Origin of the sequence: Bradyrhizobium sp. CB82 (genome assembly GCF_029714405.1) — a bacterium.
Lineage (GTDB): Bacteria > Pseudomonadota > Alphaproteobacteria > Rhizobiales > Xanthobacteraceae > Bradyrhizobium.
This window is the reverse complement of record NZ_CP121650.1, coordinates 8,851,797-8,872,163: the sequence shown is the minus strand read 5'-3', so window position 1 is coordinate 8,872,163 and position 20,367 is coordinate 8,851,797. Positions and strand designations below refer to the sequence as shown.

Sequence of the window (20,367 nt, the reverse complement as noted above, 5' to 3'; positions counted from 1 at the left end):
GCCTCACTCCACCTTGCGAATGCGTCCGATCAGCGCGGCCGCGGCGGGGTCCTGCGCGGCCTTGGCGTAGATGGGGGCCATCGCATCCTCGAACGGCTTGCGGTCGATATCCCTGACGACGGCGACGCCGGCAGCTTCCGCCTTGCGCAGCGACTGCCCCTCCAGATCGCGCCACTTCTCGCGCATGAAGTGGCTGGAGCGTCGCGCGGCCTCGCGGAAAATCTGCTGGTCCTCCTCCGACAGGCTCCGCCACGCCTTCAGCGACATCACCAGCACCTCCGGGCTCATCGTGTGTTCGGTGAGCGTGTAGTAACCTGCATATTTGTAATGGTCCGTGGTCACGAAGGACGGCCAGTTGTTTTCAGCACCGTCGATCAGACGGGTCGCGAGGCCCGTGAGCACCTGCCCGTAGGGTAGTTCGACCGGCTCGGCGCCGAGCGAGCGGATCATCGCCGACATCAACTCCGATTGCTGCACGCGGATCCGCAGGCCCCTGAGGTCGGCCACGCTCTTCACCGGCCGGACGCCGTTGTAGATCGACCGAGCGCCGGAATCGTAGAAGGCAAGGCCCACGAAGCCGAAAGGTTCGAAGCTGCCGAGGATTTCGCTGCCGATCGGTCCATCCAGCACTTTCTGCATGTGTTCGATGGAGCGGAACAGGAACGGCATGGCCAGCACATTCATCGCCGGGACGAAGTTGCCGATCAGCGCCACGTTGGTCCGGTTGAGGTCGATCGCGCCAACCCGGGTCTGCTCGATCGTCTCCTTCTCCTCGCCGAGCTGGCGGGAGTGAAACACCTTGACCTCATGCCGGCCGCCGGTGCGTTCCGCGATCAGGGCGCCCATGTAACGCAGCGCCTGGACGGTTGGGTAATTCTCGGTCTGGGTGTCGGCGGCGCGAAATTCGCGCGCAAACGCTCCCGTCGCGCACATCGCGAACAAGAGCACGACGAAAACCACTCCGGTCCGCGAGAGTTCGGCACGGCTCAACACTGGCACACTTAATCCCTCAGTGATGGAGTCTATGGCGGGATGAAAAGGTTCAATGCAATCTAGCAGAAGGGCGGGGGAAGGCCATCCTGCTCCTCGAGCATCGAAGCGGGTCGATTGTGCAGCGCGGCCAATTCTTTTCCTGATTGAAACCAGCAATGCTGCGTCTTAAGCAGGTGCGGGGCAAAAGCCGCCTTTGTCGGCGCGAGACGGGATGAACGATCGTGGTTGCAGCCTTGCGTCTTTTGCAGATCATCGCCGTCTCAGCGGCCCTCGCCTTGGTGTCGATCGTCCCGGCCTCGCCGGCCCGCGCCGCGACCGACATCCAGCTTTGGCACGCGATGTCCGGCGAGCTTGGCCGTCAGTTGGAGAAGCTCGCTTCCGATTTCAACGCCTCGCAATCCGACTACCGGATCGTGCCGAGTTACAAGGGCAACTACACCGAGACGGTGACGGCGGCGATCTTCGCCTTTCGCTCGCGCGGCCAGCCGGCGATCGTCCAGGTCAACGAGGTGGCGACCGCCACCATGACCGCGGCCAAGGGCGCGATCTATCCGGTGTTCAGCCTGATGAAGGATCAGAACGAGCCGTTCTCGCCCGGCGCCTATCTGCCGGCCGTATATGGCTATTACTCGGACGCGGCCGGCAATCTGCTGTCGTTTCCGTTCAACGCCTCGACGCCGATCCTCTACTACAACAAGGCCATGTTCCGTGACGCCGGCCTCGATCCGCAGACGCCGCCAAAGACCTGGCCGGAGCTTGGGGCTGCCGCTAAGCGTCTGCGCGAGGGTGGGGCGCCGTGTGGCTTCACCACGTCCTGGCCGTCCTGGATTCACGTCGAGAATCTCTCGGCGTTTCACGATCTGCCGCTGGCGACCAAGGCGAACGGCTTTGGCGGACTGGATGCGGAATTGCGGATCAATAATCCGGTCGTCGTGCATCACGTCGCGCAGCTCAGCGAGTGGCAGAAGGACAAGGTGTTCGACTATAGCGGCCGCGGCCAGTCGGCCGAGCCACGCTTCCAGAAGGGCGAATGCGGCATCTTCATCGGCTCCTCGGCGACGCGCGCCGACATCAAGGCCAATTCGAAGTTCGAGGTCGGCTATGGCATGATGCCGTACTGGCCGGATGTGAAGGGTGCGCCGCAGAACTCGATCATCGGCGGCGCCACGCTGTGGGTGCTGCGCGACCGTCCGCGCGACGAGTACAAGGGCGTCGCAAGATTCTTCGCTTATCTGTCGCAGCCGGGCGTGCAGGCAGCCTGGCACCAGAACACCGGCTACCTGCCGATCACCCGAGCCGCCTTCGAGCTGACGCGCGCACAGGGCTTTTACGAGCGCAACCCCGGCACCGCGATCTCCTTCGAGGAGATCACGCTGCATCCGCCGACCGAGAACTCGAAGGGCATCCGGCTCGGCTCCTTCGTGCTGATCCGCGGCGTCATCGAGGATGAGCTGGAGCAGGCCTTTGCCGGCAAGAAGGAGGCCCAGACGGCGATGGATTCCGCAGCCGAGCGAGGCAACAAGCTGCTCCGCCAGTTCGAACGCGCCAGCCCTGAGCGGTAGCTGAGCTGCCCAATCTGAATGCGTTCGCCAAATTGGCCTATTTGATGAGCAGAATAGGTTCTCTGTATGCAATTCGCAGCCGCGAAACCTGCCTCATTGCTGCGGCGTTTTAGAATTTTCTATCGCTATGTCAGTCGGTTAGTCGCGCCTTAGCATCTCGTTAAGCTTTGGCACGAACCTTGCGAAGCCTGTTCCAACCAAAAGCCTTTTGCGTTGGAGCATTGCCATGAAGCGCCGCGATTTCCTCAAATCCGTTTCTGGATTGGCAGCCGGCGCAGTGCTCCCGGCCGCGCCGCACGTGATCTCCGCGGCCAAGGCCGATGCGCGCTCGGAGACGCTGCTGATCGTCTCCGAGGGCGGTCCCAACAATCTCGACATCCACGGCGTCGGCACCAACGTGCCCGGCTATGAAGTGTCCTGGAATTGTTACGACCGCCTGATCAGCCACGAGATGAAGAGCGGTCCCGGCGGCGTACCTTACTACGACCGCGACAAGTTCAAGGGCGAGCTCGCCGACGACATGAAGATCTCCGACATGTCGGTCACTTTCAAGCTGAAGAAGAGCGCCAAATTCCACGACGGCACGCCGGTCACCGCGAAGGACGTGAAGTGGTCGCTCGATCGCGCAGTCAGCGTTGGCGGCTTCCCGACCTTCCAGATGAGCGCGGGCTCGCTGACCAAGCCCGAGCAGTTCGTCGTGGTCGACGATGACACGGTGCGAGTCGATTTCCTCAAGAAGGATCGCCTGACGATTCCCGATCTCGCCGTCATCGTGCCCTGCGTCGTCAATTCGGAGCTCGTGAAGAAGAACGCGAGCGAGAAGGATCCCTGGGGCCTTGAATACACCAAGCAGCAGACCGCGGGCTCCGGCGCCTACAAGGTAACGAAGTGGACCGCCGGCACTGAAGTCGTGATGGAGCGCAATGAGGATTGGGTCGGCGGCCCTTTGCCGAAGATCAGGCGCGTGATCTGGCGCATGGTGCCGCAGGCCGGCAACCGCCGTGCGCTGCTCGAGCGCGGCGACGCCGACATCTCCTACGAGCTGCCGTTCAAGGACTTTCAGGAGATGAAGGCGAACGGCAAGCTCAACGTGGTGTCGCTGCCGTTCTCCAACGGCATCCAGTACATCGGCATGAACGTGACCAAGCCGCCGTTCGACAATCCCAAGGTCCGGCAGGCGATGGCCTATGCGATGCCGTACCAGAAGATCATGGATGCCGTGCTGTTCGGGCTCGGCAATCCCATGTTCGGCGCGGCCGCCGACAAGGCGACGGAGGTCGCCTGGCCACAGCCGCACAAATACAGCACCGACATGGAGAAGGCGAAGGCGTTGCTCGCCGAGGCCGGCTACGCCAACGGCTTCGAGACGACGATCTCGTTCGACCTCAATTTCGCAGGGGTCAACGAGCCGCTCTGCGTGCTGGTGCAGGAGAGCCTCGCGCAGCTCGGCATCAAGACCACGATCAACAAAGTGCCCGGCGCCAACTGGCGCACCGAGCTGAACAAGAAGGAGATGCCGCTGTTCACCAACGTGTTCTCGGGCTGGCTCGATTACCCCGAGTACTTCTTCTACTGGTGCTATCACGGCAACAATTCCGTCTTCAACACCATGAGCTACAAATCGCCCGAGATGGACAAGCTCATCGACGGCGCGCGCACGGCGGCCGCCATCGGTGACAAGTCAACCTATGATGCCGACGTGAAGGGCTTCGTCGATCTCGCCTTCGCCGAGGTGCCGCGCATCCCGCTCTACCAGCCCTTCGTCAACGTCGCGATGCAGAAGAACGTCTCGGGCTATCAATACTGGTTCCACCGCCGCCTCGACTACCGCGCCATGGCGAAGGGGTGAGCTGTCATGGGTGAGGTGAGCACGCAGGGGGGAGGGAGCGCAGCGGAGCAAGTGGCGAGCGCCAGTGCGTTTGTGCGCGTGAGGCAGGGGAACGCTTCGCCATGCTGACCATGATCGGCAAGCGCCTGATGTTCGCGATTCCCTCGCTGATCGGCGTCGTCATCGTCACCTTTCTGCTGACGCGCGCTCTGCCCGGTGATCCCGCCGCTTATTTCGCCGGTCCCGCCGCAACGAAAGAGGCCGTCGAGCAGATCCGCAAGAAGCTCGGCTTCGACAAGCCGCTGATCGAGCAGTTCTTCCGCTACGCGGGCGATCTCGCGCATGGCGATTTCGGTACCTCGCTGACGACCGGCCAGCCGGTCGCGACCGAAATCCGCAACCGCCTGCCGGCCTCTGCCGAGCTGACGCTGCTCGGGCTCATCGTGTCGATCGCCATCGCGATTCCACTCGGCGTTCTCGCGGCAACAAGGCCGGGCTCCTGGATCGATCATCTCTGTCGCGTCACGACGACGGCCGGCGTGTCGCTGCCGGTGTTCTTCACCGGCCTCGTGTTGGTCTATGTCTTCTACTTCCAGCTCGGCTGGTCGCCGGCGCCGCTCGGCCGCTTGGATGTGTTCTACAGTGCGCCGCCCACGATCACCGGCTTCTATTTGATCGACACGCTGATCGCGCGCGATTTCGAGGCGTTCCGCTCCGCGTTCAGCCAGCTCATCCTGCCCGCGACGACGCTTGCGATCTTCTCGCTGGCGCCGATCGCGCGCATGACGCGCGCCTCGATGCTCGCGGTGCTCGCCTCCGACTTCGTCCGCACCGCGCGCGCCAGCGGATTGTCGCCCGCCACCGTCATCGTCACCTACGCCTTCCGCAACGCGATGCTGCCGGTCATCACCACGCTCAGCATGGTGTTCTCGTTCCTGCTGGGCGCCAACGTGCTGGTGGAAAAAGTGTTCGCCTGGCCCGGCATCGGTTCCTACGCGGTGGAGGCGCTGATATCGTCGGACTTCGCACCGGTGCAGGGTTTCGTGCTGACCATGGCTGTGATGTACGTGCTTTTGAATCTCGTGATCGACATTCTCTACGGCGTGATCGATCCACGCGTACGTTTGGAGGGGTAGGGTGGAGCTATGAGCACCGTTGCGCCTGCTGTTGACCCCGCCGGTCCCGCCCGCACGTCGGGACTCGTCGCGATCCTCGAACAAACCCGCTACGTGCTCGGCGAGAACAAGGTCACGAGCTTTGCCTTCGCGCTCCTGATCCTGATCCTCGTTGCCGCAATCCTCGGTCCCTACGTGGTGCCGTACGATCCGCTCGCCTCCGACACCGCTGCAACGCTGAAGCCGCCGTCGATGGCGCACTGGTTCGGCACCGATCAGCTCGGCCGCGACATTTTCAGCCGCGTCATCGTGGCAACCCGGCTCGACACGTTCATCGCGGTCGCCTCCGTCGTGCTGGTGTTCCTGATGGGCGGCCTCGCCGGCATCGCAGCCGGCTATTTCGGTGGCTGGACCGATCGCATCGTCGGCCGCATCGCCGACACAATCTTGGCCTTCCCGCTGTTCGTGCTGGCGATGGGCATCGTCGCCGCGCTCGGCAACACCGTGCAGAACATCATCCTGGCCACCGCCATCGTGAACTTCCCGCTCTATGCGCGCGTCGCCCGCGCCGAGGCCAACGTCCGCCGCAATGCCGGCTTCGTGCAGGCGGCGCGTCTCTCCGGCAATGGCGAATTCCGTATCCTCCTGGTGCACATCCTGCCGAACATCATGCCGATCATGATCGTGCAGATGTCGCTGACCATGGGCTACGCCATCCTCAACGCCGCGGGCCTGTCCTTCATCGGTCTCGGCGTGCGCCCGCCGACGGCGGAATGGGGCATCATGGTCGCCGAGGGCGCGGGCTTCATGGTGTCGGGGGAGTGGTGGATTGCACTGTTCCCCGGCCTTGCGCTGATGCTCGCCGTGTTCTGCTTCAACCTCCTCGGCGACGGCCTGCGCGACATCGTCGACCCGCAGCGAAGGACGTGATGTTGATTTCGCATTCCGCTGTATCGCTCCCTCCCCCCTTGCGGGGGAGGGTTGGGGAGGGGGTAGCCCCGGGAGAGATCTGAGTTCGTGGCTACCCCCTCCCTGCCCCTCCCCCGCAAGGGGGAAGGGAATGAGGGAGTCGAGCTCACCTCACAGGCAATTTCCTCGCAGAAATTGTCCAATGAATCCAACCCCTTTCCCCTTTGCATGGGGTTGTTTTCGCGATTTTTGGTTGGCGCCCCAGCTCGGATGCCGACATGACAGCCCCGCCGCTGCTCGACGTCCAGGATCTCACGGTCGAATTCACGACCCGCCGCGGCATCGTGAAGGCGGTGCAGCACGTCAACATCTCCGTCGCCAAGGGCGAGACGCTGGCGATCGTTGGCGAGTCCGGCTCGGGCAAGTCGGTGACGTCATATGCGGTGATGCGCATCCTCGACCGCGCCGGCCGTATCGCCGAGGGCTCGGTGATGTTCTCCGGCATCGACGTGAAGGCCGCGAGCGAACACCAGATGCGCGACCTGCGCGGCCGCGAAGTCTCGATGATCTTCCAGAACCCGCGCGCGGCACTCAACCCGATCCGCAAAGTCGGCGATCAGATCGAGGATGTCTTGCGCACCCATGTGCAGCAGGCGCAGGTCGCCGATCACGGCGAGAAGGCGCTTCTGGCGCTGGAGCAGGTCAAGATCGCCCGCCCGCGCGAGCGTTACCACGCCTATCCGTTCGAGCTGTCGGGCGGCATGTGCCAGCGCGTCGTCATTGCACTGGCGCTCGCCTGCAATCCACAGCTCCTGATCGCGGACGAGCCGACCACCGGTCTCGACGTCACCACCCAGAAGGCGGTGATGGACCTGATCGTCGAACTGACCAGGCGGCGGGCGATGTCGACGATCCTGATCACGCACGATCTCGGCCTTGCGGCGGCCTATTGCGATCGTGTGGTGGTGATGGAGAAGGGCAGGGTGGTGGAGACGGCGAAGGCCGCCGACATCTTCGCCAACCCGCAACATCCGTATACCCGCAAACTGATGCGCGCGACGCCGCGGATCGGCGTGTCGCTGCGGGATTTGCTGCCGGAGGAGGAAGGAGGTGCGACGGCTTCCTTCGCCTCTCCCCGCCTGCGGGGAGAGGCCGACGCGAGCAGCGCGGCGGGTGAGGGGGCTCTCCAAGCACCGTGCTCGCGGTGAGCCCTCCTCACCCCGACGCTCTCAGCGCGAGCGAAGCTCGTCGCGACTCCGCAAGCGGGAAGAGAGAGAAGGAAAAGCCCCTCCTCCTCATTGATAAGCTCGTCAAGGAATACCCGCGCCAGGGCGCGACCGCCGTGCTCGGCAAGCTGTTCGGCCGCAAGCCGCCAGTGGACCCGCAGGTGTTCCGCGCGGTCGACGGCATCAGCTTCTCCATCGGCCATGGCGAGAGCGTTGGCCTCGTCGGCGAATCCGGCTGCGGCAAGTCGACGACGTCGATGATGGTGATGCGGCTATTGGACCAGACCTCGGGCCGGATCCAGTTCGACGGCGAGGAGATCGGCAGCATCATGCCGAGCGCCTTTGCGCGCCTGCCGCTGCGCAGCCGCATCCAGATGGTGTTCCAGGACCCGACCGACAGCCTCAATCCGCGCTTCACCGCGGCGCGCGCCATCGCCGACCCGCTTCTGCGGCTCGGCAACATCAGGGAACGCGATGCGTTGCGGGCGCGCTGCGAGGAGCTCGCGACCATGGTCGGCCTGCCGCACAATCTGCTCGACCGCTTCCCGCACCAATTGTCGGGGGGACAGAAGGCCCGCGTCGGCATCGCCCGGGCGATTGCGCTGCATCCGAAGCTCGTCATCCTGGACGAGCCGACTGCGGCGCTCGACGTCTCGGTCCAGGCTGTGGTGCTGAATCTGCTCCAGGACCTCAAGGCATCGCTGGGTATGAGCTACCTGTTCGTCTCGCATGATTTGAATGTAGTGCGCTTGTTGTGCGATCGTGTCATTGTGATGCGGACGGGTCGAATCGTGGAAGAGGGGACTTCCGAAAAGGTCCTCAGCGATCCGCAGGACGACTACACGAAGGAGCTGCTGACGGCGATTCCGCATCCGCCGTTGCCGGTGCACTAGGGCGTGATCCGGAAAAGTGCGAAGACTTTTCCGAAAAGATCATGCTCAAATAACAACCTGGAGAGCCTGCTTTGGGAGCGTGATGGCCGCCGAACCACTGGACGATTATATCGACGCCGTCGCGAAAGCGCTGGCATTGCCGATCGAGGAGGCCTGGAGGCCGGCCATTCGCGCCAACCTCGAAGTCTCGCTGCGGCTCGCCCGCCTCGTCGACGAATTCGCGCTGCCGGACGAGACCGAGCCGGCGCCCGTGTTCAGCGCCTGATGTTGCCATGACGACAGCTCCCGAAGCGACGGCTGCGGAGATTGCCAGGGCAGTGGCGGGCGGCAAGCTGTCCGCGATCGATGCGACCGACGCAGCGCTCGCCCGCATCAAGCGGCACGACACGATTCTCAATTCCTTCACCGACGTCACCGCCGATCGCGCTCGCGCCAAAGCGCGCGCGATCGATGCCGACATCGCGGCCGGCAAAAAGGTCGGCCCGCTCGCAGGTGTCCCGTTTGCGGTGAAGAACCTGTTCGACGTTGCGGGCCTGCCGACGCGCGCCGGCTCGAAGATCAACCGCGACCGCACGCCTGCCACGCGCGATGCCACGCTGATCGAACGGATGGAAGCCGCAGGCGCCGTGCTGGTCGGCGCGCTCAACATGGGCGAATACGCCTACGACTTCACCGGCGAAAACGTTCATGACGGCCCCTCGCGCAATCCGCATGATACGACACGGATGAGCGGCGGCTCTTCCGGCGGCTCGGGCAGCGCCGTCGGCGGCGCGCTGGTGCCGATCGCGCTGGGCTCGGATACCAATGGCTCGATCCGCGTGCCCTCGTCGTTCTGCGGCATCTTTGGCCTGAAGCCGACCTACGGCCGGCTGTCGCGCGCGCGCTCGTTTCCGTTCGTGGCGAGCCTCGACCATCTCGGTCCGTTCGCGCGCTCCGTCACCGACCTCGCGCTTGCTTACGACGCGATGCAGGGCCCGGATGCCGACGATGCCGCCTGCACCACGCGTGGTATCGAGCCGGTGACGCCATTGCTCGGCGAATCCATCTCGGGTCTGCGCGTCGCAATTGCCGGCGGCCATTTTCGGAAGAACGTCTTCCCCGAAGCGGTCGAAGCCGTGAGCCGCGTCGCCAAGGCGCTCGATGCAACGCGCGTGGTCGACATTCCCGAAGCCGCGCGCGCCCGCGCGGCGGCCTATGTCATCACGACGACCGAAGGCGCTTCGCTGCATCTCGATCGCCTGCGCGCGCGTCCCGATGACTTCGACCCCGCGGTGCGGGACCGGCTGATCGCGGGCGCCATGGTGCCGGCGGCGCTGGTCGACCGCGCGCAGAAATTCCGCCGCTGGTATCGCGCGCAGCTCGCGGAAATCTTCAAATCGGTCGACGTGCTGCTCGCGCCCGCGACGCCCTGCACGGCGCCAAAGCTCGGGCAGGCGACGTTCACGCTCGACGGCGTCGAATTGCCGGTGCGCGCCAATATCGGCATCCATACCCAGCCGATCTCGTTCATCGGTCTGCCCGTGGTTGCGGTGCCCGTGCCGCTCGAGCCGCTGCCGATCGGCGTGCAGATCATCACGGCGCCCTGGCGCGAGGATATCGCGCTGCGTGTTGCGTACGCATTGGAACGGATGGGCGTGGTAACCGTGCCGTCGCCCAGAGGGTTTTGAGATGGAGATCGATCTTCCCGACGTGATTGCGGAGGTCAAAGCCGCTTTCGAGCGCTACGAGACGGCTCTGGTCACCAACGACGTCGCCGTGCTCGGCGAGCTCTTCCGCAACGACCCGCGCACCTTGCGCTACGGCATAGGCGAGAACCTCTACGGCTATGAGGCGATCTCCGGCTTTCGCGCCGCGCGCTCGCCGGTCGGGCTGAACCGCCGCACCGCGAAAACCGTGATCAGCAGTTACGGCCGCGACACCGCGGTCGCGTCCACGCTGTTCTATCGCGACACCATGCAGGGTAAGGTCGGCCGGCAGATGCAGACCTGGGTCCGTTTCCCCGAGGGCTGGCGCATCGTCGCCGCCCATGTCAGCATCATCGACGAGCCGAAAGAGACCTGATCGCATGACGCTTGACGATCTTACGCCTGGAGCCCTGCCGACTGAGACGGTAGTGCCGCGCGTCGACCGGCCGCTGCCTTCGGTGCAGAAGGTCACGCGCGCCGAGGAGCTGCGGCTTCAGCTCGCGGACGAGATCGTGCGCGGAACCCTGCCGCCCGGCTCGCCGCTGGATGAGACCGACATCGCGCGGCGCTTCAACGTCTCGCGCACGCCGGTGCGCGAGGCGCTGCGTCAGCTCGTGGCAAGCGGTCTCGTCGAGGCGCGCGCCCATCGCGGAGCGGTGGTGGCGCAGCCTTCGATCGAGCGGCTGACGAGCATGTTCGAGGCGATGGCGGAGTTGGAAGCCCTGTGCGCCGGCCTTGCCGCCGAGCGGATGTCGGCGGCCGAGCGCCACGGTCTGGAGGCCGTTCACGAGGAGCTGCGGGTGCTGAGCTACACCGGCAATCCGGAGCGGTTCCACGAGGTCAACGAGCGCTTCCACAACGCGATTTATGCCGGCTCGCACAACGGCTACATCGCCGAGATCACGCTTGCCACGCGCGTGCGCGTGCAGCCGTTCCGCCGCGCCCAGTTCCGCAATCTCGGTCGGCTCGCCAAGTCGCAAGCCGAACATGACCGCGTCGTCGTCGCCATCATGCGCGGCGACAAGCAAGGCGCCGCCGCCGCCATGCGCGCGCATATCGAACTGGTGCGCGGGGAGTATGAGATCTACGCGGTGTCGGTTTGACGCCGTAGCGTGGCGTTGTCGGAGCCAAACGCGCGCAGCGCCGTGCCCACCATCTTACCCGAGGCACGATGGTGGGCACGCTTCCGCCTTCGCTCTTCGAGCTACGGCGGACCACCCTACGCAAGTTACGCCATCGCCGCTTCCGCCATATAGGCACGCCAGCCGCCATAAGCTGTGATGTCGCGCGCTGCGCCGAGCACTTCGGGCTCGACGATAAACCCCTTCACGCTGCGACCGTCGGCGAGCTTGATGGTGCCGACCGACAGCGGCGCGGGAATTGCGTTGACGAACTTGCCGAAGGCGGACGCCGACAGGGACCAGATCTCCAGCTCGATCGCCGATCCCTTGCCGGCCTCGACGCGCAGCATGCCGGGCTTTGGCGGGGTCGTGTCGAGCGCATAGAGCCTGTAGTCGGGCGCCGTGTTCGTTGCTTCGATCAGGCGTGCGTTCAGCGCCTTCAATTCGCCGTTCAGCGCCATGCCCGACAGATGCGCGCCGACGACCGCAATCGGAATCTCGTCGGCGCCGCTGGCCGGCAGCGGAGCGAGCGGTGCTCGCGCCACGCCCTTCGCGCCAACGCTGAGCTTGGTGTCGGCGTGAAATACGCGGCCGATGCTCGCAAGGAACCCATCGCGGCCGGCGGGTGCGAGCAGCGTGATGCCGAAGGGCACGCCGTCGGCGCGCATCGAAGCCGGCAGCGCGAGGCCACAGAGATCGAGCAGGTTGACGAAGTTGGTGTAGGTGCCGAGCCGACTGTTGAGCTCGATCGGGTTGGCGAGCACCTGCGCGGTCGAATACACCGTGGGCGCCGTCGGCACCACCAGCGCATCCATATGCGCAAACGCGCGCTCAGCGATCTTGCGCAGGCCTTGTAGCCGGTAGAGTGCGGAGAAGGTTTCGGCGGCGGTAAGCCGCGCGCCGGCGGCGGTGATCTCGCGCGTCACCGGGTGGATCGCATCGGGCGTGGAGGCCAGGAGATTGCGGATCACGAGATAGCGCTCGGCGACCCAGGGGCCCTCATAGAGCAGCCGCGCGGTCTCGTAGAACGGCTCGAGGTCGAACTCGACGAGCGTCGCGCCGAGCGCCGTCCAGCGCTTCAACGCCTCGCCATAGGCGGCCTCCGATTTCTTGTCGCCGAAGAAGATCAGCTGCCCGTTGCGCGGCACGCCCAAGCGAACGTTGGCCGGGAAGGGCGTCATCGCGCCAAACGGCCGGTCGCGCGAGAACGGATCGGCCTGATCCGGCCCGGCCATCACGGAAAGCGCGAGCGCGGCATCGTCCACCGTGAGGGCGAATACCGAGATGCAATCGAGCGTACGGCACGCCGGCACGAGTCCTGCGGTCGAGATCATGCCGAGGCTTGGCTTCAGCCCGACGATGTTGTTGAGCATCGCCGGCACGCGGCCGCTTCCCGCAGTGTCGGTGCCGAGCGACAGCGGCACGAGGCCGGCGCCGACGGCGGTTGCCGAGCCCGAGCTCGACCCGCCGGGAATGAGATCCTCACGGATCGGATTTTTGGGAATGCCGTAAGGCGAGCGCACGCCGACGAGGCCGGTTGCGAACTGGTCGAGATTGGTCTTGCCGATGATGATGGCGCCGGCCGCGCGCAGGCGCTCGACTGCCGTCGAGTCATGCGTCGGCGTGTAGGAGAAGGCCGGGCAGGCGGCCGTGGTCGGAAAGCCCAGCGCGTCGATATTGTCTTTCACGGCAACCGGCACGCCGTAGAGCGGCAGGTTCGCCGCATCCTTTCGCGCCGCGAGCTTCTCGGCCTCCGCGATTGCGTCCTTCTCGTCGCGCAGGCTGATGAAGACGGCATCGTCGCCATGGTCGCGGATGCGCCGATAGGTTCGTGCGACGGTCTGGGCCGGCGTCAGCGTGCCCGCGCGATGCGCGGCCACGATCGCGGCTATCGTCTCAGGCTGGTCGGCCCCCATGGCGCAAAAAACTCCGGCAACGAATCTTCACCGGCGTGAAGCAAGCGATGTGCCATTGTGTACACAAACCGGGCAGGTCGCCTGCGCCAGATCGTATCGAATTATCATGAGTTTACGAGAATAAGTGACAATCAGCGGCGGTGCGGTGGTAAGGCTCGGATCCGTGCATCTGCTCATCTTTTGAGCAGGAACGGCCAATCACGTGAAGCCTGCGAGGATATGCAACAGCCGCTCCCGGTTCGCCTTGCCGATCTTCTCCTCGACATGGCGCTCGTGCTCGGCGGCGAGTTGCTTGAACTTCGCCAGCGACAGTTCGCCCTGCGCGGTGAGATGCAGCGCGTGGGAGCGGCGGTCGGTCTTCGACTTGATCCGCCTGACGAGCTTGCGCCGTTCGAGGCCGTCGAGGAGGTGCACCAGCCGTGCCCGCTCGATGCCGAGGCGCTTGGCGACCGCCATTTGGGAGAGGCCCGGATTGGCGCCGATCACGGTCATCACCGAATATTGCGTCGGTCGGATGTCGACGGCAGCCAGCGTGCGGATGAAATCCTGGAATATCCAGATCTGGAAGCGCCGCACCGCATAGCCGGCGTGGCCGACCAGCGCATCGAGACCGGCCTCGTCCGCGTCATCAGGACGCGCCGCGCCATTGCCGGCCCGCTGGCGCGGTCCGCGGGCTGGCAGTTCATTTCGACCTGCACTGGCTGTCACGTTCTCTTCTCCGGCGTTGCCGCAACTGTAGCGCCTCGCCGGGCTCTGGCAAAGATTGTTGTTGACGACAACAATTGCCATGCCCAACATTATTGCCAAAGCGGCCCGGACGAGGCCGCTGCCCGGGAGGACGACCCATGAGCATGGCCGCCGCACGCGGGGAGGCCTCCAGCCTGTTCGCAACGCCCAAAACGACCGCGGAGCATCGCGCGGACGGCAGCATCCTGTTGCGCTCGCCCGAGCCCTTGCGCGAGGCCGTGCGCTGCATCGGTGACTGGCTGGAGCAATGGGCGCGGCAAACGCCGGACAGGATCTTCCTGGCGGAGCGCGGCGAGGCCGATGCGCCGTGGACCACCATCACCTACACGCAAGCCTTGCGGCAGGTGCGCGCGCTGGCCTCGTGGATCCTCGCGGAAGGCCTGAGCACCGAGCGTCCGCTCGTCATCCTCTCCGACAACAGCATCGATCACGCGCTGCTCGCGCTGGCCGCGCAGCATGTCGGCGTGCCCTCCGCCGCGATCTCGCCGGCCTACTCGCTGATGTCCAGGGATTTCGACAAGCTCAGGAGCATGATCGGCCTGCTTCAGCCCGGCGCGATCTATGTCAGCGACATAAAACCGTTTGCCGCGGCGCTCGCGGCCATCAGGCCACTGCACCAGGCGGAGATCGTGAGCGCTAACGCCGATGACAGCAATGCGTTGTCCTTCCGTGCGCTCGCCGCGACGCCGGAATCTGCCGACGTCGCAACTGCCTTCGCTGCGGTCACGCCGGACACGATCGCGAAATTTCTGTTCACCTCCGGGTCAACCGGCTCGCCGAAGGCGGTGATCAACACCCAGCGCATGCTGACGTCCAACCAGCAGGCCAAGGCACAGACCTGGACCTTCCTCGAACATAGCCGCGATGATTTCGTGATTCTCGACTGGCTGCCCTGGAGTCACACCTTCGGTGCCAATCACAACTTCAACATGGTCCTGCGTAACGGTGGCTCGCTTTATATCGACAGCGGCAAGCCGGCGCCGGGTCTGTTTGCGACCTCGCTCGCGAACCTCAAGAGCGTGACGCCGACGGTCTATTTCAACGTGCCGCGCGGCTTCGACATGCTGATCGCGGCGCTGCGCAGCGATGAGGAACTGCGACGCCGCTTCTTCGGCGGGGTCAAATTCGCCTTCTATGCCGGCGCTGCGCTCCCGCAGAATCTCTGGGATGCGCTCGAGGAGCTCTCGATCAAGACGGTCGGTCGCGCGTTGCCGATGGTGTCGGCCTGGGGCTCGACGGAAACCTCGCCGCTCGCGACCGATTGCCACTTCCTCGCCGAGCGTTCCGGCAATATCGGCGTGCCGGTCCCCGGCACCGAGCTGAAACTCGTCACCTCCGGCGACAAGCTGGAGGTACGCGTGCGCGGGCCGAACGTGACGCCCGGCTACTGGAAGGCGCCGGATCTGACGAAGCAGGCCTTCGACGAAGAAGGCTTCTATCTCATCGGCGACGCCGTGAAATTGGCCGACAGCGCGCGTCCCGAGCGCGGCCTGTTCTTCGACGGCCGCGTTGCGGAGGACTTCAAGCTGAACTCCGGCACCTGGGTCAGTGTCGGCACGCTGCGCGTCGCCGGCATCGCGGCGCTCGCGCCGCTGGCGCAGGACATCGTCGTCACTGGCCATGGCGGCGACGAGGTGCGCTTCCTGGTGTTCCCCAATGTTGCAGGCTGCCGCGCGCAGGCGGGGCTGCCGGATACGGCCGCCGTGAGCGAGGTGCTCGGCCACGACAAGGTGCGAAGCGCGATCGCGCAGGGGCTCGCAAAGCTGAAAGCGCAAGGCGCGAATTCCTCCGGCCACGCCACGCGCGCGCTGCTGCTGGCCGAGCCGCCGTCGGTGGATGGCGGTGAGATCACCGACAAGGGCTACATCAACCAGCGCGCCGTGCTGACCCGCCGCGCCGCCGCAATGGCGCGGCTGAACGATGATGCGTCGGCCGAATGGATTGGCTGGGCCGGGTGAACTGAACCGCACCGGACAATCTCGTGCCCCGGACGCAGTGCGGCGCGTAGCGCTGCATTGCAGAGCCGGGGCCCATTTCTTTTGTGAGCGGCTCCATGGGTTCCGGCTCAGCGGCGCGTCATTTCATGCCGCGCCGCGTCCGGGACACGACATGAGCCCCGCTTGCCAAGATATCGATTTTGCGTAATAATTATAAAACATAATCAAATAGGGAGGCCGCCGTGAGGCCTGGCTTGCTATCGGCAGTCGCGCTGGCTGCCCTCCTTGGATCCACCGCGCTCGTTCGCGCCGAAGGTGCGGGCTGCTCGCCCGTCACCACGGCGTCGCTGTCCGTCTCCGGTGTCGAGATCGTGGCTTCCAAGCTTCAGGAGGCCGACAACGGCCTGCCCAAGCATTGCATCGTGACCGGCCTTGCCAACCAGCGCACCGGCGCGGACGGAAAGTCCTACGCCATCCAGTTCGAGCTGCGGCTGCCAGCGGAGTGGAACGGCCGTTTCCTGCATCAGGTGAACGGCGGCAATGACGGCGTCGTCATCCCCGCGCTCGGCGACAAACCGGACGGCTGGACCTCCGGCGGCACGGTGCCGCTCGCTCGTGGTTTTGCAGTGCTGTCATCCGACAGTGGGCATTCCGGCTCCGATCCCGCGAACAAGCCGCTTGGGCTCGCCGCCGGTGCGGCCTTCGGGCTCGATCCGCAGGCGCGGCGCGATTACGGCTACGCCGCTGACATGACGCTCTCGCCGGTTGCGAAGAAGATCATCGCGCTGCATTACGGCCGCCAGCCGGATCGTTCCTACATGGCAGGCTGCTCGAACGGCGGACGTCATGCGATGGTGGCTGCCTCGCGCATGCCGGAAAACTATGATGGCTTCCTCGTCGGCAATCCCGGCTTCGATCTGCCGCGCGCCGCGGTCCAGCACGCCTGGGACGTGCAGGCCTTCCTGAAGGCCGATCAGGATCTCCGCAAGTCGATCACGAAAGAGGACGCGCAACTCGTCGCCTCGCGCATCACCGAGGCCTGTGATGCGCTCGATGGCGCCAAGGATAGCCTCACCTCCAATCTCGCCGCCTGCCAGAAGGCGTTCGACCTCAAGAGTCTTGTCTGCGCGCCCGGTCAGACCAAGTCTTGCCTTTCGGAAGCCAAGGTTGACGCGCTGAAGACCAGCCTTGCCGGGCCGAAGAACTCGAAAGGCGAGGCGCTCTATTCGGACTGGCCGCTCGATGGCGGCATCGGTACCGGCAATTGGCGCGCCTGGAAGGTCGAGAGTCCCGTCGCACCCTGGAACAATTTTCCGATCATCGCGACCATGGGCGCGGCGTCGCTCAACTACATCTTCTCGACTCCCCCCGTCGCGGTGGAAGGCAGCAGCGACAAGCTGATCGACGCGCTGAAAGCCTACGACTTCGACAAGGACGCGCCAAAGATATTTGCGAAAGACGGTATGTTCACGGAGTCGGCGATGGATTTCATGACGCCGCCCGACGTCGACGATCCCAAGCTCGCCGACCTGCAGAAGGCAGGGCACAAGATGCTGATCTATCACGGCCAGGCCGATCCGGTGTTCTCGGTCAACGACACCATCCGCTGGTACGATCGGCTGAACAAAAATGCGCTAGGCAACGCCAACAATTTTGCTCGGCTCTTCACCATGCCCGGCGGCACGCATTGCGGCGGTGGCGTCACGCTCGACAAGTTCGATGCGCTGACCGCGCTCACGGACTGGGTGGAGCAGGGCAAGGCGCCCGAGCGGATCGTCGCCTCGATCAATCCGGCGAACAAGGAAGTCCCGGCGGCGTGGAGCGCGAACCGCACCCGGCCGCTCTGCCCGTATCCGTCGTTTGCTGCTTACTCCGGCACGGGTGACGTCGAGGACGCCGCGAACTTCGTCTGCAAGACGCCGTAGACGCGGCGACCGCCTCCTGGCGCAACTGCTTCGGCGACCGCACATGTGCGTCGGCCAACTCGTCGCACGCAGCGAAGGCGGGGTGATGCTGTCGGCGCTGGCGCGGCGCATCGCGATGATCGAGATCGCGGGCGAGCCGAACCGTCAACAACACGCGGCGCGGGCTCGACAGCCTGCCGGTCACCATCACTCCGGCCTGACAAGGAGATTGATGCCCGCGATCACCTTCATTCATTCCGCCGGCAACGCGGCGTTGCCGCGAGCGCGATCTCCTCACCTCTAGCTTGGTGGGAGAGGTCGACGCGATCGCGTCGGTCGCACGCAGGGCGCCAACGTGATGGGCGCAATAGGACCAAAGTAAGATGACAGATCGACGACCCTCTGTACGATGGATCTCCTCGGTGAGGACAGAGGCTGAGACATGCATAGAGAATTCATCGTGTTCGAGAACGGCGTCGCAACCCGCATCGTATCGGTGGTCGGCGCCCAATTGCGGAGTTCGCTGCCGCGAAGCTGCCATAGGGAAGGGGGCGACGCATGTTCGTGACGGTCGTTGCCGTTCTCTGCCACCTCGGGGGCGTCGCTGCGGGCAGTTGCGTCGAGGAAATCGTTACCGACAGCAACATGACGCCGGAGATCACGTTTCAAGAATGCATGAAGGGTGCGCAAGCACCACTTGCGAAGTGGATGGGTGAGCATCCGATCTACCATTCAAACTGGCAGATCGAGCGCTATAAATGCGTGCCGGGTCACTATGAGATCAAAGGCAGGGCATAAAGCGCGATGAGATCAGGATGAATCGTCATCGCGCTTTAGGTTGTTGTTTGCGCATGATCTCCGAGCAAGCGCGTTCCGCGTTTGTCGCGAGGCAAAGCCGCTTCGCACTTGTGCTTTAGACAGGACATAAAGAGGCCGCCCAACCGGGGCGGCCAAGAAGGCTCGAGGTCCCGGCAGGGAGAAGCCGGAAGAAAAGATCCAGAACCTCGTACTCAGAACGGCCAAGAGGAAAAACCGTTCGACCGACACCGTAAGTCATCGGCGACGGAACAGTGACAGTCCTAAAGTACTAGGCATTCTACCCCACCACCTTGCTGCTGCCTTGCGTGATCAGCCGTGCGGCGCGCTGGTCGCGGACGTAGATCCAGAGCCAAGTGAGCGCCACGGCGAGGCGGTGGCGCAGGCCGATCAGGAAGTAGATGTGGGCGATGCCCCAGATCCACCACGCGATCGCGCCGCGCAGTTTTACGCGACCAAAATCGATCACCGCGAGGCGCTTGCCGATCTGTGCGAGGCTGCCGGCGTGCGTGTAGCGGAACGGGCCGAGCTTCTCGCCGCGCAGCCGTGCCTTGATGAGGTTCGCAACGTAGCGCCCCTGCTGCTTGGCCGCCGGCGCGATGCCTGGCACGGGCTTGCCGTCCCACGCGGGAATCGTGACGGTGTCGCCGATGGCGAAGACATCCGGGTGGCCGGGCACGGTCAGATCATCCGCGACCTCGACGCGGCCGGCGCGATCGGCCGGCGCATTCAGCCATTCGGCAGCTGGCGAGGCACGCACGCCCGCGGCCCAGATCTTGGTTTTCGCGTTGAGCCGCTTCCCGCCATAGACGACGCCGTCGCGGTCGACCTCGGTGACGGGCTGGCCCAGCACGACCTCGACGCCGATCTTCTCCAGCGAAGCCCGCGCATAGGCCGAGAGATCGTCGGCAAAGCCGGCGAGCACCCGCGGTCCCGCCTCGATCAGCACGACGCGCGCCTTGCGCGTGTCGATGTTGCGAAAATCGCCCGGCAGCGTGTGATGCGCCATCTCGGCGATGGTGCCGGCAAGTTCGACGCCGGTCGGACCGGCGCCGATGATGACGAAGGTCAGCCGCGCTGCGCGGCGCGCCGGATCGGTCTCACGCTCGGCGCGCTCGAAGGCTACCAGGATATGACGGCGCAATGTGGTCGCGTCCTCCAGCGTCTTCAGGCCCGGCGCGAACTGCTCCCATTCGTCGTGGCCGAAATAGGCGTGGCGGACGCCGGTTGCGAGCACCAGCGTGTCGTAAGGAACTTCGCTGCCATCATCGAGCAGCACGGCGCGCCGCTCGGCATCGACGCCGCTCACGGTCGCAAACAGCGTCGTCACTTCCCGCCGCGCCCGCATGAGGTGGCGGACCGGCCAGGCGATATCGCTGGTCGCAAGCGAAGCGGTCGCAACCTGATAGAGCAGCGGCTGAAACAGATGATGGTTGCGGCGGTCGATCAGCGTGATCTCGACCGGGCTGCCTGCGAGCCGATAGGTCGTCTCAAGCCCGCCAAAGCCGGCTCCGACGATGACGACGTGGTGGGGTTTCGCAGTCATGAATGCGGCCTCGATTCGCTGGGTGTGCGCCACTCATTTAAGAGCGAAGACGGGGTGTTGGTCCAATAGCCGTCATCAATTGATGAAATAGCGACGGCATATCGCAGGAGGCGCGAACATCCGCCGCGGCCCTCGCCAAAGTGCGTAGAACTATATTTCTTGCCATCGG

General features: G+C 64.8%; 15 protein-coding genes and 2 pseudogenes. 13 read left to right on the top strand and 4 right to left on the bottom strand.

Annotated features, from left to right (window positions below; translation table 11 throughout):
* Positions 1-3 precede the first annotated feature (3 nt).
* Entirely contained in the window at positions 4-999 is a 996-nt protein-coding gene (locus tag QA640_RS42035) for a TRAP transporter substrate-binding protein (protein WP_283038464.1), read from the bottom strand.
* Between the two features lie 215 nt (positions 1,000-1,214).
* On the opposite strand from QA640_RS42035, the gene ugpB reads away from it, so the two are divergent.
* The 9 genes and pseudogenes from ugpB to QA640_RS41990 all read left to right on the top strand — a co-directional run bounded on the left by ugpB (position 1,215) and on the right by QA640_RS41990 (position 11,314).
* Entirely contained in the window at positions 1,215-2,555 is a 1,341-nt protein-coding gene (ugpB, locus tag QA640_RS42030; protein WP_283038463.1) for a sn-glycerol-3-phosphate ABC transporter substrate-binding protein UgpB, read from the top strand.
* A gap of 226 nt (positions 2,556-2,781) precedes the next feature.
* Positions 2,782-4,404 carry an ABC transporter substrate-binding protein gene (locus tag QA640_RS42025; RefSeq protein ID WP_283038462.1) on the top strand — a complete coding sequence of 541 codons (1,623 nt, stop codon included), beginning with the start codon at positions 2,782-2,784 and terminating at the stop codon, positions 4,402-4,404.
* A gap of 101 nt (positions 4,405-4,505) precedes the next feature.
* Positions 4,506-5,519, top strand: coding sequence for an ABC transporter permease (locus tag QA640_RS42020; RefSeq protein WP_283038461.1), 1,014 nt, complete (start codon positions 4,506-4,508; stop codon positions 5,517-5,519).
* Between the two features lie 9 nt (positions 5,520-5,528).
* Complete coding sequence (locus QA640_RS42015) at positions 5,529-6,428, top strand: ABC transporter permease (RefSeq protein WP_283038460.1); 900 nt, start codon at positions 5,529-5,531, stop codon at positions 6,426-6,428.
* Between the two features lie 257 nt (positions 6,429-6,685).
* Positions 6,686-8,526, top strand: a pseudogene (locus tag QA640_RS42010) (ABC transporter ATP-binding protein).
* A gap of 82 nt (positions 8,527-8,608) precedes the next feature.
* Entirely contained in the window at positions 8,609-8,791 is a 183-nt protein-coding gene (locus tag QA640_RS42005) for a DUF4089 domain-containing protein (protein ID WP_283038459.1), read from the top strand.
* 7 nt (positions 8,792-8,798) lie between these two features.
* Entirely contained in the window at positions 8,799-10,193 is a 1,395-nt protein-coding gene (locus QA640_RS42000; protein ID WP_283038458.1) for an AtzE family amidohydrolase, read from the top strand.
* 1 nt (position 10,194) lies between these two features.
* Positions 10,195-10,587, top strand: coding sequence for an oxalurate catabolism protein HpxZ (gene hpxZ / locus QA640_RS41995; protein WP_283038457.1), 393 nt, complete (start codon positions 10,195-10,197; stop codon positions 10,585-10,587).
* Positions 10,588-10,591: 4 nt separating this feature from the next.
* Complete coding sequence (locus QA640_RS41990; protein ID WP_283038456.1) at positions 10,592-11,314, top strand: GntR family transcriptional regulator; 723 nt, start codon at positions 10,592-10,594, stop codon at positions 11,312-11,314.
* Positions 11,315-11,439: 125 nt separating this feature from the next.
* Here QA640_RS41990 and atzF read toward each other — a convergent pair whose 3' ends face one another.
* Positions 11,440-13,248 (bottom strand): allophanate hydrolase, encoded by a 1,809-nt coding sequence (gene atzF / locus QA640_RS41985; protein ID WP_283038455.1) that lies wholly within the window; start codon positions 13,246-13,248, stop codon positions 11,440-11,442.
* 198 nt (positions 13,249-13,446) lie between these two features.
* On the bottom strand, positions 13,447-13,956 hold the full coding sequence (locus QA640_RS41980) for a MarR family transcriptional regulator (protein WP_283043053.1): 510 nt from the start codon (positions 13,954-13,956) through the stop codon (positions 13,447-13,449).
* Between the two features lie 137 nt (positions 13,957-14,093).
* Between QA640_RS41980 and QA640_RS41975 the strand changes: the two genes are divergently transcribed.
* From QA640_RS41975 to QA640_RS41960, 4 genes and pseudogenes are all read left to right on the top strand, one after another.
* Entirely contained in the window at positions 14,094-15,953 is a 1,860-nt protein-coding gene (locus QA640_RS41975) for a feruloyl-CoA synthase (RefSeq protein ID WP_283038454.1), read from the top strand.
* A gap of 221 nt (positions 15,954-16,174) precedes the next feature.
* Positions 16,175-17,857, top strand: a complete 1,683-nt coding sequence (locus QA640_RS41970) for a tannase/feruloyl esterase family alpha/beta hydrolase (protein WP_283038453.1) — start codon at positions 16,175-16,177, stop codon at positions 17,855-17,857.
* Positions 17,858-17,897: 40 nt separating this feature from the next.
* Positions 17,898-18,057: pseudogene (locus tag QA640_RS41965) on the top strand (cytochrome P450); the annotation flags it as partial.
* A 337-nt stretch (positions 18,058-18,394) separates the two neighbouring features.
* Positions 18,395-18,634, top strand: a complete 240-nt coding sequence (locus tag QA640_RS41960) for a hypothetical protein (RefSeq protein WP_283038452.1) — start codon at positions 18,395-18,397, stop codon at positions 18,632-18,634.
* Positions 18,635-18,932: 298 nt separating this feature from the next.
* Here QA640_RS41960 and QA640_RS41955 read toward each other — a convergent pair whose 3' ends face one another.
* Positions 18,933-20,198, bottom strand: coding sequence for an NAD(P)/FAD-dependent oxidoreductase (locus QA640_RS41955; RefSeq protein ID WP_283038451.1), 1,266 nt, complete (start codon positions 20,196-20,198; stop codon positions 18,933-18,935).
* Positions 20,199-20,367: the final 169 nt, after the last annotated feature.

Bases quoted from the DNA above. Each gene is read 5' to 3' on its own strand.
- QA640_RS42005 (WP_283038459.1), top strand. From the start codon at position 8,609: ATGGCCGCCGAACCACTGGACGATTATATCGACGCCGTCGCGAAAGCG.
- hpxZ (WP_283038457.1), top strand. From the start codon at position 10,195: ATGGAGATCGATCTTCCCGACGTGATTGCGGAGGTCAAAGCCGCTTTC.
- QA640_RS42000 (WP_283038458.1), top strand. From the start codon at position 8,799: ATGACGACAGCTCCCGAAGCGACGGCTGCGGAGATTGCCAGGGCAGTG.
- QA640_RS41990 (WP_283038456.1), top strand. From the start codon at position 10,592: ATGACGCTTGACGATCTTACGCCTGGAGCCCTGCCGACTGAGACGGTA.
- QA640_RS42015 (WP_283038460.1), top strand. From the start codon at position 5,529: ATGAGCACCGTTGCGCCTGCTGTTGACCCCGCCGGTCCCGCCCGCACG.
- QA640_RS42020 (WP_283038461.1), top strand. From the start codon at position 4,506: ATGCTGACCATGATCGGCAAGCGCCTGATGTTCGCGATTCCCTCGCTG.
- QA640_RS42025 (WP_283038462.1), top strand. From the start codon at position 2,782: ATGAAGCGCCGCGATTTCCTCAAATCCGTTTCTGGATTGGCAGCCGGC.
- QA640_RS41960 (WP_283038452.1), top strand. From the start codon at position 18,395: ATGTTCGTGACGGTCGTTGCCGTTCTCTGCCACCTCGGGGGCGTCGCT.
- QA640_RS41955 (WP_283038451.1), bottom strand. From the start codon at position 20,198: ATGACTGCGAAACCCCACCACGTCGTCATCGTCGGAGCCGGCTTTGGC.
- atzF (WP_283038455.1), bottom strand. From the start codon at position 13,248: ATGGGGGCCGACCAGCCTGAGACGATAGCCGCGATCGTGGCCGCGCAT.
- QA640_RS41975 (WP_283038454.1), top strand. From the start codon at position 14,094: ATGAGCATGGCCGCCGCACGCGGGGAGGCCTCCAGCCTGTTCGCAACG.